This window comes from Bombella intestini, from assembly GCF_002003665.1.
Classification (GTDB): Bacteria; Pseudomonadota; Alphaproteobacteria; order Acetobacterales; family Acetobacteraceae; genus Bombella; species Bombella intestini.
The window spans coordinates 134,287-148,225 of record NZ_JATM01000001.1 but is presented as its reverse complement, the minus strand read 5'-3'; the positions used below and the strand labels follow the sequence as shown (position 1 = coordinate 148,225).

The 13,939-nt window shown below is 56.0% G+C and carries 12 protein-coding genes; 2 read left to right on the top strand and 10 right to left on the bottom strand.

From position 1 onward, the window contains the following. Positions 1–67: 67 nt before the first annotated feature. The 7 genes from AL01_RS00645 to hpnA all read right to left on the bottom strand — a co-directional run bounded on the left by AL01_RS00645 (position 68) and on the right by hpnA (position 8,118). A complete protein-coding gene (locus AL01_RS00645; protein ID WP_077395347.1) occupies positions 68–706 on the bottom strand; it encodes a phosphorylase family protein in 639 nt (212 codons plus the stop codon). Continuing rightward, positions 706–2,679, bottom strand: coding sequence for a squalene--hopene cyclase (gene shc, locus AL01_RS00640; RefSeq protein ID WP_077395346.1), 1,974 nt, complete (start codon positions 2,677–2,679; stop codon positions 706–708). Before shc ends, AL01_RS00645 begins: the two co-directional genes overlap by 1 nt. Before the next feature lie 56 nt (positions 2,680–2,735). Then, entirely contained in the window at positions 2,736–4,040 is a 1,305-nt protein-coding gene (gene hpnE, locus AL01_RS00635; protein ID WP_077395345.1) for a hydroxysqualene dehydroxylase HpnE, read from the bottom strand. Then, positions 4,037–4,921 carry a presqualene diphosphate synthase HpnD gene (gene hpnD, locus AL01_RS00630; RefSeq protein ID WP_077395344.1) on the bottom strand — a complete coding sequence of 295 codons (885 nt, stop codon included), beginning with the start codon at positions 4,919–4,921 and terminating at the stop codon, positions 4,037–4,039. Before hpnD ends, hpnE begins: the two co-directional genes overlap by 4 nt. 122 nt (positions 4,922–5,043) lie before the next feature. Next, positions 5,044–5,907, bottom strand: a complete 864-nt coding sequence (hpnC, locus tag AL01_RS00625) for a squalene synthase HpnC (RefSeq protein WP_077395843.1) — start codon at positions 5,905–5,907, stop codon at positions 5,044–5,046. A gap of 23 nt (positions 5,908–5,930) precedes the next feature. Continuing rightward, entirely contained in the window at positions 5,931–7,085 is a 1,155-nt protein-coding gene (locus AL01_RS00620) for a glycosyltransferase (RefSeq protein ID WP_077395343.1), read from the bottom strand. A 25-nt stretch (positions 7,086–7,110) separates the two neighbouring features. Beyond that, positions 7,111–8,118 carry a hopanoid-associated sugar epimerase gene (gene hpnA, locus AL01_RS00615; protein ID WP_077395342.1) on the bottom strand — a complete coding sequence of 336 codons (1,008 nt, stop codon included), beginning with the start codon at positions 8,116–8,118 and terminating at the stop codon, positions 7,111–7,113. A 119-nt stretch (positions 8,119–8,237) separates the two neighbouring features. Here hpnA and AL01_RS00610 point away from each other — a divergent pair, with 119 nt between their 5' ends. Continuing rightward, positions 8,238–9,263, top strand: a complete 1,026-nt coding sequence (locus AL01_RS00610; protein WP_241502638.1) for a lysylphosphatidylglycerol synthase domain-containing protein — start codon at positions 8,238–8,240, stop codon at positions 9,261–9,263. A 45-nt stretch (positions 9,264–9,308) separates the two neighbouring features. After that, positions 9,309–10,199, top strand: coding sequence for a prephenate dehydrogenase/arogenate dehydrogenase family protein (locus AL01_RS00605; RefSeq protein WP_077395341.1), 891 nt, complete (start codon positions 9,309–9,311; stop codon positions 10,197–10,199). Positions 10,200–10,325: 126 nt separating this feature from the next. On the opposite strand, the gene pyk is transcribed toward AL01_RS00605, so the two are convergent. The 3 genes from pyk to AL01_RS00590 all read right to left on the bottom strand — a co-directional run bounded on the left by pyk (position 10,326) and on the right by AL01_RS00590 (position 13,934). Continuing rightward, positions 10,326–11,690, bottom strand: coding sequence for a pyruvate kinase (gene pyk, locus AL01_RS00600; RefSeq protein ID WP_077395340.1), 1,365 nt, complete (start codon positions 11,688–11,690; stop codon positions 10,326–10,328). Positions 11,691–11,714: 24 nt separating this feature from the next. Then, positions 11,715–12,557, bottom strand: a complete 843-nt coding sequence (locus tag AL01_RS00595; protein ID WP_077395339.1) for an SH3 domain-containing protein — start codon at positions 12,555–12,557, stop codon at positions 11,715–11,717. A 453-nt stretch (positions 12,558–13,010) separates the two neighbouring features. After that, complete coding sequence (locus AL01_RS00590; protein ID WP_077395338.1) at positions 13,011–13,934, bottom strand: restriction endonuclease; 924 nt, start codon at positions 13,932–13,934, stop codon at positions 13,011–13,013. Positions 13,935–13,939: the final 5 nt, after the last annotated feature.

The following is a 13,939-nucleotide window of genomic DNA, read 5'->3' as shown; positions in this document are numbered from 1 at the left end:
GTAGGGCTGAAAAATACCGCCTCTATCTAGAATAAGCTGGAACGAAACGCAAGTATCTCCCTGCCCTTCATCCCTGTGCGACGGGGAGGCCACGCAGAAACTGCGCCATAGCCTTATGGGCACGGGCGGCATCACGCCCAAGCCCTATCAAGGCGCCGATCTGAAACGGATGACGCAGAATAGACCCAAGCAGAGCCGGAACATGCACCCGCCCTTCCTTAAGCCCTTCCACAGCGGCAGGAGGCAGGTCCCTCCCTGCCTCATCACAGATCACGCGCACCACGGCAAAGGGCAAGCCCGAACGAGCCACAAGGCCGCTTTCCATATCCACGGCATGACACCCGGTACGAGAAAAAAGAGCCGCTTTTTCTGTAGCCGTTCCAATCATAACCGGACTATGCAAGATACCCTCACGCACTGCAGCTTGTGCTGCGCCAAAACGGGCACTCAGTGCTGGATCAGCCCTATAGTTTTCGCCATCAACCTGCACATACTCGGCTACCTGCACACTTCCCGGTGGCAGGGCTGCATCCAAAGCCCCAGAGCAGCCAAAGGACAGAAGTTCCGTCACGCCTGCTTCACGAAGAGATAGCAAGGCACGCCGTGCACCAACCTCACAAGCATGGCTCAGCGCAATCTTTGCCTCGGGGAAAAATTGCCTTGCTAGCCGTGCTTCCTGTTTCAGCCCTACCAGAATACCTAACATCAGAAGCCGAACTCTACCTGCCCTGAGTTACTACTGGACAGATTACGATACCGGGACAGTGCCATGAGCGGGAAGAACTGCTTGTACCCGTGATAGCGCAGATAAAAGACTTTGGGGAAGCCAACAGCATTATACGGTGCCTCGTGCCATTCGCCCTGCTCATCCTGCGCCTGCATGAGGTAAGCCATACCACGACGGACCGCCTCACTATCGTGACGACCAACCGCCATCAGCCCCAGCGTGGCCCAGGCCGTCTGAGTTGGTAGGCTCTCCTTGTAGACGCCCTGCGGTGCCCCCTCGTAACTGGCGCAGTCCTCGCCCCAGCCACCGTCATCATTCTGCACACTTTCCAGCCAAGCAACAGCCCGCTTCACCATCGGATCATCATGGCTGACACCAGCGATATTCAGCGCACAAAGCACAGACCATGTACCGTAAATATAGTTCGTGCCCCAACGCCCGAACCAGCTACCCGACTTCTCCTGCTCAGCACGGATATAATCCAGCCCTTTGCGGATCACACCCATATCCTCCGGATGCCCCAACTGAGACAGGAAAGAAATGCAACGGGCGGAAACATCCACCGTTGGCGGGTCCAGCAAGGCACCGTGATCAGAGAATGGAATGTGGTTCAGCACCTCAAGATTGTTATCAATATCAAAGGCACCCCAACCGCCATTGCTACTCTGCATCCCGATAATCCATTCCCGGGCACGCTCAATAGCTGTACGATTTTTCTCTGGATCAATCCGGTGCAACAACATGCCGACAACAGCAGTATCATCAACATCCGGATAGTAATCATTCTCGTACTGGAAGGCCCATCCACCCGGACGCAGGTTAGGCGCATTAATGGCCCAGTCGCCCTTAACATCCAGAATCTGACGGTCCCGAAGCCATGCTGCTGCCTTCTCCAAAGCTGCCTTTGTCTCGGCTGGCATCACGCCCTTAGCTCCTGTCGAAGCCTCCAACATGGCAAGACCTGACAGACCCGTATCCCAGACAGGCGACACACAAGGCTGGCAGTAAGCCTCATGTTCCTTCACCACCAGTAGTCCTTGCATGGCCTCCCATGCCTGAACAACCCGTGGATCATCATCCGGCACGCCAAGCGTGCGATACATCATGATGACATTAGCCATAGAGGGGTAGATAGCCCCCAGACCACCACCGCTCAGCCGTTTCTCGATGAAATCAACCGTAACACGGATGGCTTTCTCATGAACGGAATGGGGAATGAGCGGAACGAGTGGCCGTATGACTTTATCCAAACCGGCAAAAACCCGCCCCCAAACCGAACGATACGGGCCACGGATCCAATCCTTGATGGTAGCTGGCGGCTCTCTAAACAGCTCCTGCACGCGCACTCCACGAGGGTTCAGGGCAAGAGGTTTATACGCAGCTAGAATGAGGAGCGGCGCAATGACAGTCCGGGACCAATAAGACATATTCCAGACTGAAAAGAAGGCTTTGCGTGGCAGCAGCATCAGCTCCACCGGCATAACAGGCACGGCAGACCACGGCACTTCCCCGAACAGAGCCAACTGAATACGGGTGAAGACATTACTTCTCTCCGCCCCGCCATGATGAAGAATGGCGGCCCGGGCCTTGCGCATATGCGGGGCTTCCGGATCGTCCCCTATCATCTTTAGGGCGAAATAGGCTTTCACACTGGCAGAAAGGTCGAACCGGCCATCCGTATAAAGTGGCCACCCACCATGCTCACCCTGCGTCCGGCGCAGATAGACACCAATCTTCTGCTCCAGCTCCACATCGCTACAATCAAGGAAATGACGTAGCAGGACATATTCCGATGGAATGGTTGCATCGGCCTCCAGCTCAAAGACCCAATGACCGTCACTCTTCTGACGCTTTCCCAGAGCGGTATGAGATGCTTTGACAGCCTGCTCCACCACGGTGGCATCGATGTTATGACGGAACAACGTCTCGTTCACTGAACTCTCCTCCAACATCCTCGCACAGCAGGTCTTATGCCTGTCCAGCATGTGCGGAGACCATAAACCAGTTTTCAGGCGTGCGCCGCTCCAGCAGAAGCCGTGCGAAAACCAAGCGCTCCCACCGCTACCACTCCGGACTGGATAGCACCTTCAATCGTGGAAGGCAGGCCAGTATCTGTCCAGTCTCCGGCGAGAGCAAGATTGGCATAGGCAGTCTTTGCCCCAGGACGCCTTTTATCCTGTTCCGGGGTGGCTGCAAAGGTTGCCCGCTTTTCCCGGATCAGCCGAGCAACGGGCATCGCCTCAGGTAACGGCACTTCGATAAGCGGGTCCAGCGTCTGGCGCAATTCTGCCCAGATATGCGTCAACATATCCTCCTGCCCCCAATCAGCATAACGGTTGGCTGCACTAACCGTGACAGACAGAACCTCATCATGCAGGAAAACCCACTCTGCCACTCCACCGACCAGCCCGATAAAACCGGCCTGCTTCAAGGCACCACGGGGTTGTAGGGGCTGAGCCAAACGATAGTGAGCATTGGCGATACTCTCAAACTCGTCCGGCCCCTCCAGCCCCGGGAGAAGCCCAGCAGCCACTGGCGAAGGAACAGCCAGAATTACTGAATCCTCCGCCCCCAGCATCACGGGGCCGTTGGATGTCTCCAGTGCCGTCACACGTCCTGTGCCTTCATCAATCTGAAGGGCCGACACACGCGTGCTGGTCAGGACCTCTGCATGGAAACGCTCTAGATAGCGAAGGGCCGGCGTGACAAAACTCTCCGAAAGCCCGCTAGCGGCCATCCACGGGCAACAGGCATTGCCACCTTTGGCCAGCGTCCGCCGTACGATATTCCCCAAAAGACGGGCACTGCCTCTTTTTACATCCGTATTCAACCCAGAGACGGCCAACGGCTCCAACAGGCGGCGAGCAAATTGTCCCGGCAGAAGACAATCCGCTACGGAGGCTTGCTCATCAGCCTTCATCAGACGGAATAAAGCCCTTACATCCCCAAGACGCATCCCCGGAACACGGCTACCCCGCTGCAAAAGCCAGAACGGGATACGCCCCGGAGACAAGCGTAGCGTCCATGCCACATCCTCTTGCAGATCATACCACGGAAAGACAGGTGCCCCCGGCCCTTTCAGCGTATCCCGTGCACCCAGACGGTCGAGATAACGGAATGTGGCAGGATTAGCGGAAAGAAGCAGGTGGTTGCCATTATCAATGACCGTGTCCAACGCTTTGTCATGAAAGGAACGAGCCCGCCCACCGCAGGCGGGTCCGGCCTCATACACAGTCACCTGCGCCTGTGAAGCAAGATCCACAGCGGCGGACAGGCCCGCAAGCCCACCGCCAATGATATGCACATGGCTCACAATGTCACCCCAGCCGCTGCCAGCGCCATCGTCACTGCCTTACGGATAGAACAGACACGCAGCGGAGCCTCCGGATTGCGCCAACCACGACGGCAAAGCGCAGCCAGCGTAACCTTGTAAGAGGCAGCCATAATCCGGGCGGGGCGTACTGTCGCAGCCGGACACCGCTTCATCAATGCCGCAGCCCGGCGGAAATGATCTTTTGCTCGCCCTGCGAGAATACGGCACAACCCATCCAACCCGACAGCGTAAAGAGCCTCCGCAGGATCAGCGGGCACGCTGTATCGGCGCAAAAGTTCGGCGGGCAGATACAGCCGCCCACGGGCTGCATCTTCAGCAATATCACGCAGAATATTTGTCAACTGAAGGGCACGCCCCAGATGGTAGGCGATCTTATCCCCGTACTCTTCTGGCGTTCCAAAAATACGTACGGACAGCCTCCCAACAGCCGAGGCGGCACGGTCGCAGTAGAGGTCCAATGTCGCCTCATCCGGGGCCACAATCGGCTCGCCGCAATCCATCTGCATGCCATCGATAATGGCGATGAAATCTTCCTGCTTCAGGTCGAACTGCTTGATGGCCTCCAGCAGAACACGTTCTAATGCCGTGTCTGCCTGCCCCTCATAGAGGGCTGCAATGCGGCCCTTCCACTCCTCCAAGGCCGCAGCGGGATCATCGTGAGGAATATCACCATCAGCAATATCATCCACGACACGACAGAAGGCATAGACGGCAAACATACCATCCCGGCGCATGGGAGGAAGAATCTTCATCCCCCGCCCGAATGACGTGCCGGAACGGGTAACGATCTCCTCCACCTCTCTCAGGTCAGACGGGGCGCATGACAGACCTTGAGGCGTGTTGTGACGAGCAGAGACCATAACCTTCCTCATATTCCTTCTATGGCCGCAGCCAAAACCGTAAGTACAAGCCGCCGTATCGACGGCTTGCCCTCTTCTAGCGACAAAGTCTGCTGCGGCAAAGAGGCCGCATAAAACCTGTCTCAGCGCATATAACGCATGGCATAGCCCAATGCCCGGAGACCATCCAATTTGGTCAGCGCAACCCGCTCAGCTATCGGGTCCTGTCGATGCAGACGCTCCGTCAGACGGCGACAGAGTGCGACAATCACGGCGGCCTCCGACCGCATACGCCGATCCTTCACCAGAGCCGGAAGGCGGGCAGCCTCCTCATTCAGGGCATCAACGTAAGTAAGCATACGATCGAACACACGCCGCACACCCGGCTTACTCCGAGCCAAAATGAGGTCCTTCAGCCGGACATTCTCAGCCGCTAGCCATGGCAGGGGTATGTAACAGCGGTTCAGCGTCTTCAGATCACTGCTGACATCCTGCATATGATTGACAATCTGAAGTGCCGTACACAAGGCATCTGATGGACCGAATGTCTCCTCCCCTTCGCCATGCAGCATCAACAGGAAACGCCCTACCGGATTAGCAGAATACTGGCAGTAATGCAGAAGCTCCGACCAGTGCTCATACCGTGTTTTCTCCGCATCTATGATGAAGGCCGTTAGCAGGTCTCCCCCTAATGTCAGCGGCAGCCCTCGTTCCTGAAGCACCGTCCGGAGGATAACGGCACTCCACGCATCAGCCCGTCCAGCGGGCGGCTTCCGCTCGCCATACAGCACCTCGCGCAACGCCTTTAGGCGGTCCACCTTCTGCGTGGGAGACAGGCGCATATTATCCACCATATCATCCGCCACACGGGCAAACCTGTAATAGGCATGAACGGCAGGACGATGTTTAGCGGAGATTAAAAAAGACCCAACCGGGAAATTTTCATCCTTCATACCCTTGCTTGAGGAAACATCCTGCTTCCCCCAGAGATGAGCATCATCCTGCATAGTTGACCCACCAGACTGTGACATCATGATTCTGCTCCTTCATATGACCGCCCACGCCAGCTGACGCCTTTGCCCCGATAATAATTCACTGCGGAACCAATAGTTGCCATCATATAAAAAGCAGCCACTAGAGGCAGTGAAAGGACACGCCACCACGACAACCTAAACCAACGCAGGGTCGGGACGAACGTAATGCAGCTAAGAGCATATGCACAGCCACCCACGACACGGTTTTTCCCCCGGCCGAACAGAAGAAGGCGAGCTGGCAAAAGCCATATCAGAACCATTCCAGCCAAGGCTTTCAGAAGGTTCCAAGGCGAAAAATTAAGCTGAACATAAGCGTTGCGAGCAATCATATGCCATATTTCGCTCACGCTCTGATAGGTGCGGATGGACCATGCTTGTTCACTGCATCCAAGATAAAGCCGCCCCCCGGCACGCTTGACATAGGCACCCAACGTGCAGTCATCAATCAAGGCACCCTTGAGAGACTGTATCCCCCCAATTTTCTCCAACATATTGCGGTGGATAAGCACCGTTCCACCAGCTGCTCCAGCGGTCGAAGAGCGAGGATCAGCAACCTTTCGGAAGGGGTACAGCATCGCAAAAAAATACACAAAGGCCGGGACCAAAGCCTTTTCCCAGAAGCTGGCACAATTCAGCATGACCATTTCGGAAACCATGTCGAGTTTTTCGTGCTGTGCTCGCTCTACCAGAGTGGAGACATGGTCTTCCTGATGGATAATATCAGCATCAGTCAGCAGGACATAGCCATCCCGAGGAAGCTGTAGCAAGGCCTCTTCCTGCCCTTGCTTGACAGCCCAAAGCTTACCGCTCCACCCTTCTGGGTGAGGCTTCCCCGCAAGGACGGTCAGCCGTCCTGCCGGGTCTGGCAAGCGTCGGGCAATATCCCCGGTTCCATCGGTGCTTTCATCATCCACAAGAATGACATGATAAGCTCCCTGATAATCCTGCTCTAACAAGGACGATAGACAGGCCGTAACAGAGGCCGCTTCATCCCGGGCAGGCACAATCACGGTAACGGCTGGTAGAGCATTCTTCCGGTTGTCTGTTGTCGCTCCCCGTTTCAGCCAGGGACCTCCAACCCAGAACAAACCATGAAAAAAAGTCAGCCCCAACCAAGCTAACAGAGAAAACAACGCCGTTACAAAAGTCATTACCGTGTCAGCCTGCCGCCCCTACTTATGATGAAAAATGACCCCGCCCATGTTGACGGAACCATGCCACAGAATCAGCAACAGCCTGACGGGCGGCACGTGGCCGATAACCTAGGTCCTGCTCTGCCTTGGCAGAAGAAAAAAACATCAACTTTTTGGACATGTCCAGCATCTCCTTTGTGACACGTGGCTGAATACCAAAGGCCTTTGCCAACATTTCGGAGATATAAGCCACCGGATAAAGCCATGACTGCTTTAGCTGGATGCGAGGCGGGCGGCGATGGGCAAGCTCTGCAACCATGCGGAACAGGTCGCCCAGCATGAGGTTTTCACCACCCAAAATATATTTTTCACCAATTGTTCCTCGCTCGAAGGCAAGAACATGGCCTTCTGCCACGTCATCGACATGGACAATATTCAGCCCAGTTTCCACATAAGCAGGCATACGGCCTGTCGCACAATCCAGAATCATTTGTCCGGTGGGGGTCGGTTTGATATCCCGAGGGCCTACAGGCGTAGACGGATTCACAATAACAGCCGGCAGCCCCTCTTCCCGGACAAGGCGCAGAACCTCCTGCTCTGCCCGGTATTTGGACCGCTTATACGCCCCTACAATCTGAGCCTCTGTGACTGGAGACGATTCCGTAGCGGGAATACCGTCATGAGCTGTGGCCAAAGCCGCAACGGACGAACAATACACAATCCGCTTTACACCTGCCTTCATGGCAGCAAGCATCAGGTTTCGTGTTCCTTCGACATTGGCCCGCATCATCACTTCCGGGTCCGGCACCCAGAGGCGATAATCCGCAGCGACATGGAAAAGATACGTCACACCTTCCAGCGCCTTCGCCATGCTCTGAGGGTCTGCCAGATCACCAACAACGAACTCCACAGGCAGGTCAGCCACATTACGGCGGTCTGACGTCTGGCGGACCAGAAGACGCAGACGATGGCCACGCTCCAAAAGTGTGCGGGCAACAGCCGAGCCTACAAAACCGGTTGCTCCGGTAACCAGAGTGACATCCTCTGACATCTTCGTCCCTCCCTCGCTTCAAATAGCCTTCCTCTGCCGGATATAGGCCCCGTTATCATAACGGGTAAAGCCCCGAGAGATTGGACGTCAGCCACGGAGTAGCCTAGAAGGGCAGAAACATGGATTTCACGTTAATGGCGGCCACCTTGAAAAAAATACTTCCTTTTATCCTTTCACTGACAGGTGTCGTCCTTTTCTGTTTTCTGACCCTCCGCACCGGCATACATCCGATTCTTGCCTCACTTGCCAAGATCGGCCTCAACGGGTTCATCCTGCTGGTCATCAGCCAACTGGCTGTCAATATTCTCCTTGGTGTCGCTTGGAAAAGCAGTATTCCCAGCATCAGTTTCCTTCGCCTGACATTTTCACGGTTCGTCCGGGATGCTGCTGCGGCTTGTCTGCCTTTTTCCCAACTTGGTGGCATGCTCATCGGCATACGGGCCACCACAGCGGGTCATCCCCGCCATACAACGGATGGCCAGCCCATTAGCTGGACGGAAGGCGTAGCGGCCAACATTATTGACATCACAACGGAAGTTCTGGGCCAGCTTGCCTTCATCATCATCGCTCTGCTCTGCCTTGTCGGCCAGGCCGATGCCGGGCGTTTCATCTGGCCACTGACAGTCGGCATCACCCTGCTGAGCATCGGCATGGCTGGCTTCATATGGACCCAGCAGCGCAGCGGCAACGCCCTTCAGGCTCTGGCCCGTTTTCTCTCCAAACATATCTCTGCCGACTGGCATGATGCGCTGACCGATAACAGCGAACACTTCCAGACCTATATCGAAAGCCTCTGGGATCAACCGGCCCGTATCGGACTAGGTGCTGCGTTACATCTGCTAGGCTGGATCGGCAGTGCCTTGCTGACATGGCTTTCCCTCATCCTGCTAGGGGCGCACTGTTCTTTCCTCAATGCACTGGCGATTGAGGGAGCCGTCTGTGGTATCATGTCTGCTGGTTTTCTAGTGCCCGGTGCATTAGGAGTGCAAGAAGCGGGCTATGTAGCACTGGGGCACCTGTTTGGCATCAGTGCCGATATTTCCCTCAGCATTTCCCTGCTGCGGCGTGGACGGGATATCATCATCGGCGTTCCTGTCCTGCTGCTCTGGCAGTTCTACGAGTTCCGCCAACTACGCCGGGCCTGAATACCACCTCCCCTACGAACCTTACAGGATGAGACGACCCTTACCATGGCTGAAGCCCCTCTCTTCGATACCCTGACCATCGTTGGACCGGGGCTGATCGGCTCCTCCATTCTCCGCCGTGCCCGCCAGACCGGTACGCTGGCCCGCCATCTCATCGCTGCTGACTGCTCGCCGGATGTTCTGAAACGGGTAGCAGAATTAGACATTGCCGATGAGGTGACCACCTCCCTGACAGAGGCAGCGGCGAAGTCTGATGCCGTCATCCTCTGTATTCCAACAGGGGCCATCCGGCCGGTCGCCACCGAGATACTTCCCTTCATGAAGCCGGGAAGCATCCTTAGTGATGTAGCCTCCGTCCGCAGCACATTAGGGCCGGATATTAGTGCCCTCCTGCCAAACGGGGTTAGCTACGTCCCGGCACATCCCATGGCCGGAACAGAATATTCCGGCCCAGACGCTGGCTTCGCCACACTATTTGAAGACCGCTGGACCCTACTTGTTCCCCCGGAGGGAACCGCCCCTGAGGCCGTAAGTCTAATGGAACAATTCTGGCAACAGTGCGGTGCCAGAACCCGACAGATTACCGACCAATATCATGATCAAGTCTGCGCTATGGTCAGTCATCTGCCTCATCTGCTGGCCTTCACCATCTGCGACACGGCAGACCGACTTTCGGCTGATCTTCGTGGAGACGTGCTGGAATATGCCGCTTCGGGATTCCGGGATTTCACCCGTATCGCCGCATCCGACCCGACCATGTGGCGGGACATCTTCCTGACGAACAAAGATGTTCTACTCACCACATTCGAACGTTTCGAAAAAGAAGCCCACCTCATGGTCGAGGCCATCCGTAACGGAGATTCCGAGGCCATCACGGAGCGCATCCAACGAGGCCGCCGTATCCGGCAGAGCCTACTAGACAACCGGCAGGCCTGACCCACACCCCTTCATCCCCCATACAAAAGAAGCCCGGCAGGTGATCAATCTGCCGGGCTTCTTCTTTTTTCTCCCCTTCCCGGATGACCGAAGCCATCAGGGAAGCAAGAGACGCATCAGCAAGGATCAGGCCTTGACGATACGCAGGTTCTTGGAGCTGTCGAGCAGAACAACGTGCTCACCGTCCTTAGCGAATTCGCCAACGGCCTTCACGTCATCCTTGCTGGACACAACCTTCGGGAACACACCCCACACCACACACAGGCGGCGAGAAATGGTTTCGTTCGTCAGGGCAACGATCGGCTCATGCGGACGCTCACGGGAGACCAGAACGGCACTGCGGCCATTCTCTGTATGCACGGCCAGAGCAGACGCACGAGCATTGCGAGCTACATCAAATGCAGACTTGGCCTGTGCACCCTGGATTGTGTGCTCGGAAACCGGACGCATACGATCCATACGGGCACGCCATTCCGGGTCCTGCTCCACACGGGCAGTCACGCGGGCCATGGTTGCCACAGCTTCCGGACCGAAGGAGCCAGCAGCACTCTCGGCGGAGAGCATGACAGCATCGGCACCATCATAAACGGCATTGGCAACGTCAGAGACTTCTGCACGGGTAGCAACCGGGCTGCTGATCATGCTTTCCATCATCTGCGTTGCCACGATGACCGGGCGGCCCTGACGGCGAGCTTCAGTGATGGCACGCTTCTGAATGACCGGCACATCCTCAGCCGGCAGCTCAACACCGAGGTCACCACGGGCAACCATCAGCGCATCGGAGAGACGGATGATCTCATCGAGGCACTCAACAGCCTGCGGCTTCTCCAGCTTTGTGACAATCCATGCACGACCCTTGACGATGTCACGGGCTTCCTGAATGTCAGCCGGACGCTGCACGAAGGAAAGGGCGATCAGGTCCACACCGATGGAGAGGGCGAACTGAAGGTCCTTATGATCCTTCTCTGTCAGAGCCGGGATCGGCAGGGCAACGTCAGGAACGTTCACACCCTTACGCTCGGAGAGCTTACCGCCCACGAGAACTTCTGTCTCCAGAGCTTCTTTGTGCTTCTTGACGACACGCAGAGCCAGCTTACCGTCATCCAGCAGCAGGCGGTGGCCAACATCAACAGCCCCGATAATTTCCGGGTGCGGCAGGTTGACACGGTGAGCATCACCGGGGGTCTTATCCAGGTCCAGAGTGAACTTCTGACCAACCTTCAGCTGGACAGGACCATCCTTAAAGACACCAACACGCAGCTTCGGGCCCTGGAAGTCGGCCAGAACGGCCAGCGGGCGACCCAGCTTTGCTTCAGCTTCACGCACGGCCTTGTGACGAGCGGCGTGTTCATCATGAGCACCGTGGGAGAAGTTCAGGCGGAAGACATTCACGCCAATCTTGGCAAGATTAAGAATCTGCTCGGCGGTTTCTGATGCCGGCCCGAGGGTCGCAACAATCCGAGTGCGGCGATGATGGATGTTGGCTGTCATAACATTCCTCGACTTTTCATTTGTTCAGTCAGGCTGAATGATTTCACCGGGTTGCACCCCCCATAACAGGCGGCGTTCAATCCACCCGTCATAGCCCCTGACTGTGACATGACACCATGATGAGCCCTGTGGACAGGCCTTGATCTTCCCGATCGCACCCGGCTCTAGCAGGGCAACGATCGTTCGGTCCGGCTTATCCGAACTCATCAGAGGGACGTCATGATTCTGGCCCCGTGCCACCTCCCCCGCTGGCATATACGCCACAATGCGGGAATCAGCGTGACCCGTGGTCGAAACTTTAGACGCATCCCCATCATAGGACACGGAACCGGGTATGATAAAGGAACGGCTGCCATGCAATGTTACCTGATGTACCCAGCCCTTCTGGCCCTCTGGGTCTTCCACAAGACGCCAGACGCCAAATTCCCGCTCAATCATCACGGGGTAGCCACGACGATGATAGACCCAGTCTATCGGGTAGCGTTCACCCGGGCCACGCCGCATATAGACACGATCCGCCCGCATGGACGCATAACGTGGCAGTGGCAGCTTCGTCTCCGTACCGATATTCTCCGGCACTGATGGCTGCGCTGACTGAGCTGCCTTCGCCGCCCCGGCCGCCGCTGCGGCAGCCGCCGCTTTGTGCGCCATAGCCCGTTTATGCTGGGCGGATGCCTCATGCGCATGCCCGACAGCATGGTGCTTTTCGTGCTGTTTACCGTGATGATGGGAATGATGGGGTTTATGAGATGTACCCTGTTCCCCCGCTTTCGCCTTATGAGCAGGCACAGATGCCAGCAGGGTTACCACCACTGGCAAAACCCCCTGCACATACTGCTTACGGGAAAAAGGAACAGGTACTTTCATCCCCTTATCCCTGCCAAGGGATAGCCTTTTGAGCAAGCCGTATTCCCCCTCTTATGTTCAAAAAATACGCCCACAGACAGCAACCCTGCCCTGCCAGAAAAGCGTGACACATCTGCCAGATGGCTCAGCCCGCCCTATAAAGCCCAAGACACATTTACACCACAAGCAGAGACAACAATAAGGCCGGAACGAATCTCTGCCGTCCTCAAACCAGTAAAACGCCCGACTACACGCAGCCTCAACCCTCTTCATCCGACAAACCGGACAAGGTACCTTCCTTCAAGCCCTACCCATGAATATCGATTACGACCAGCAAGCAATTGAGACAATCGAAGCCTAAGAGATAGACCTAATGTGATCATACCAACTGTGCTAGTAACGGCCCGCAGCACATGCACTAACCACAAGTGGGGTCATCACGCCCACGAACAAGAAAGCGGCGGGTCGACTCTCTCAAGCGTCCGTAAAAAAATCTTCATCCAACCGCTTGAACTCAATCCGGCGCCAGACGCGGACCCCGACACCATGCTCGATCATTAACTCTGCTAACTCTTTCCCATCAATCAAGATGACACGTTGAGTAACACGCTGCGCACACTCCCGCGCAGGGCTGCTGAACGTGGACGTGGTTACAAACACACCCTTACTAGCCCCACGCTCAACTAGACTACCGATAAAGCCCTGCACGGCAGGGCGGCCAATCGTTGTCTCGGTATAACGCTTGGCCTGAACATAAACCCGGTCTAACCCCAGCCTATCCTCATCAATGACGCCGTCCACACCGCCATCACCAGAACGGCCCAGCTGGGTCGCCGCATTCCTGTGCGATCCGCCATAACCCATGGCAATTAGAAGATCGACAATCAACCGTTCAAAAAAAGCCGGACTGTTCTGCATGATACGTTCCAGCAATTCCGCACGCAGAGCAGCCTGCTCATCTTGATAAACTGCCTCAATTTGCTCCTCTGGCGTACCAATTCCGTCCGGTACGGACATAACATTTTCCTCAGATACAGGAGCTTCACTAACCGCCTTTGGTCCACTGTAAAAATCACGGAATTCCTGGGATGTCATCAGGTCATTCACGCCGATACGCACAGGTGCAGAGGCCAGCAGTTTCCGTCCCTTATCAGTTGCGACAAACCGCCCACGCCGTGGAGATGCAACAAGCCCAGCCTTAATTAGATAAAATTTCGCCCAATGAATGCGATTATTCAGCACCCTTTGCTGCCCACTGGGTAGCAACTTTTCACGCTCAGCAGAGCTAAGGCAAAGATCATCAGCAACACGCTCGGCTGCATCTGGAACACATTGTTCACCAATGGCTGCGAGCTGCAAAACTGGCAGCATCAACGTCTGATAATCAGGAATAGCCATCAAGG

Coding starts and splice junctions, on each gene's coding strand:
- hpnA (WP_077395342.1), bottom strand. CDS start 8,118: ATGTCAGAGGATGTCACTCTGGTTACCGGAGCAACCGGTTTTGTAGGC.
- hpnC (WP_077395843.1), bottom strand. CDS start 5,907: ATGCAGGATGATGCTCATCTCTGGGGGAAGCAGGATGTTTCCTCAAGC.
- AL01_RS00590 (WP_077395338.1), bottom strand. CDS start 13,934: ATGGCTATTCCTGATTATCAGACGTTGATGCTGCCAGTTTTGCAGCTC.
- AL01_RS00620 (WP_077395343.1), bottom strand. CDS start 7,085: ATGACTTTTGTAACGGCGTTGTTTTCTCTGTTAGCTTGGTTGGGGCTG.
- AL01_RS00610 (WP_241502638.1), top strand. CDS start 8,238: ATGGATTTCACGTTAATGGCGGCCACCTTGAAAAAAATACTTCCTTTT.
- shc (WP_077395346.1), bottom strand. CDS start 2,679: ATGTTGGAGGAGAGTTCAGTGAACGAGACGTTGTTCCGTCATAACATC.
- hpnD (WP_077395344.1), bottom strand. CDS start 4,921: ATGGTCTCTGCTCGTCACAACACGCCTCAAGGTCTGTCATGCGCCCCG.
- AL01_RS00645 (WP_077395347.1), bottom strand. CDS start 706: ATGTTAGGTATTCTGGTAGGGCTGAAACAGGAAGCACGGCTAGCAAGG.
- AL01_RS00605 (WP_077395341.1), top strand. CDS start 9,309: ATGGCTGAAGCCCCTCTCTTCGATACCCTGACCATCGTTGGACCGGGG.
- AL01_RS00595 (WP_077395339.1), bottom strand. CDS start 12,557: ATGAAAGTACCTGTTCCTTTTTCCCGTAAGCAGTATGTGCAGGGGGTT.
- pyk (WP_077395340.1), bottom strand. CDS start 11,690: ATGACAGCCAACATCCATCATCGCCGCACTCGGATTGTTGCGACCCTC.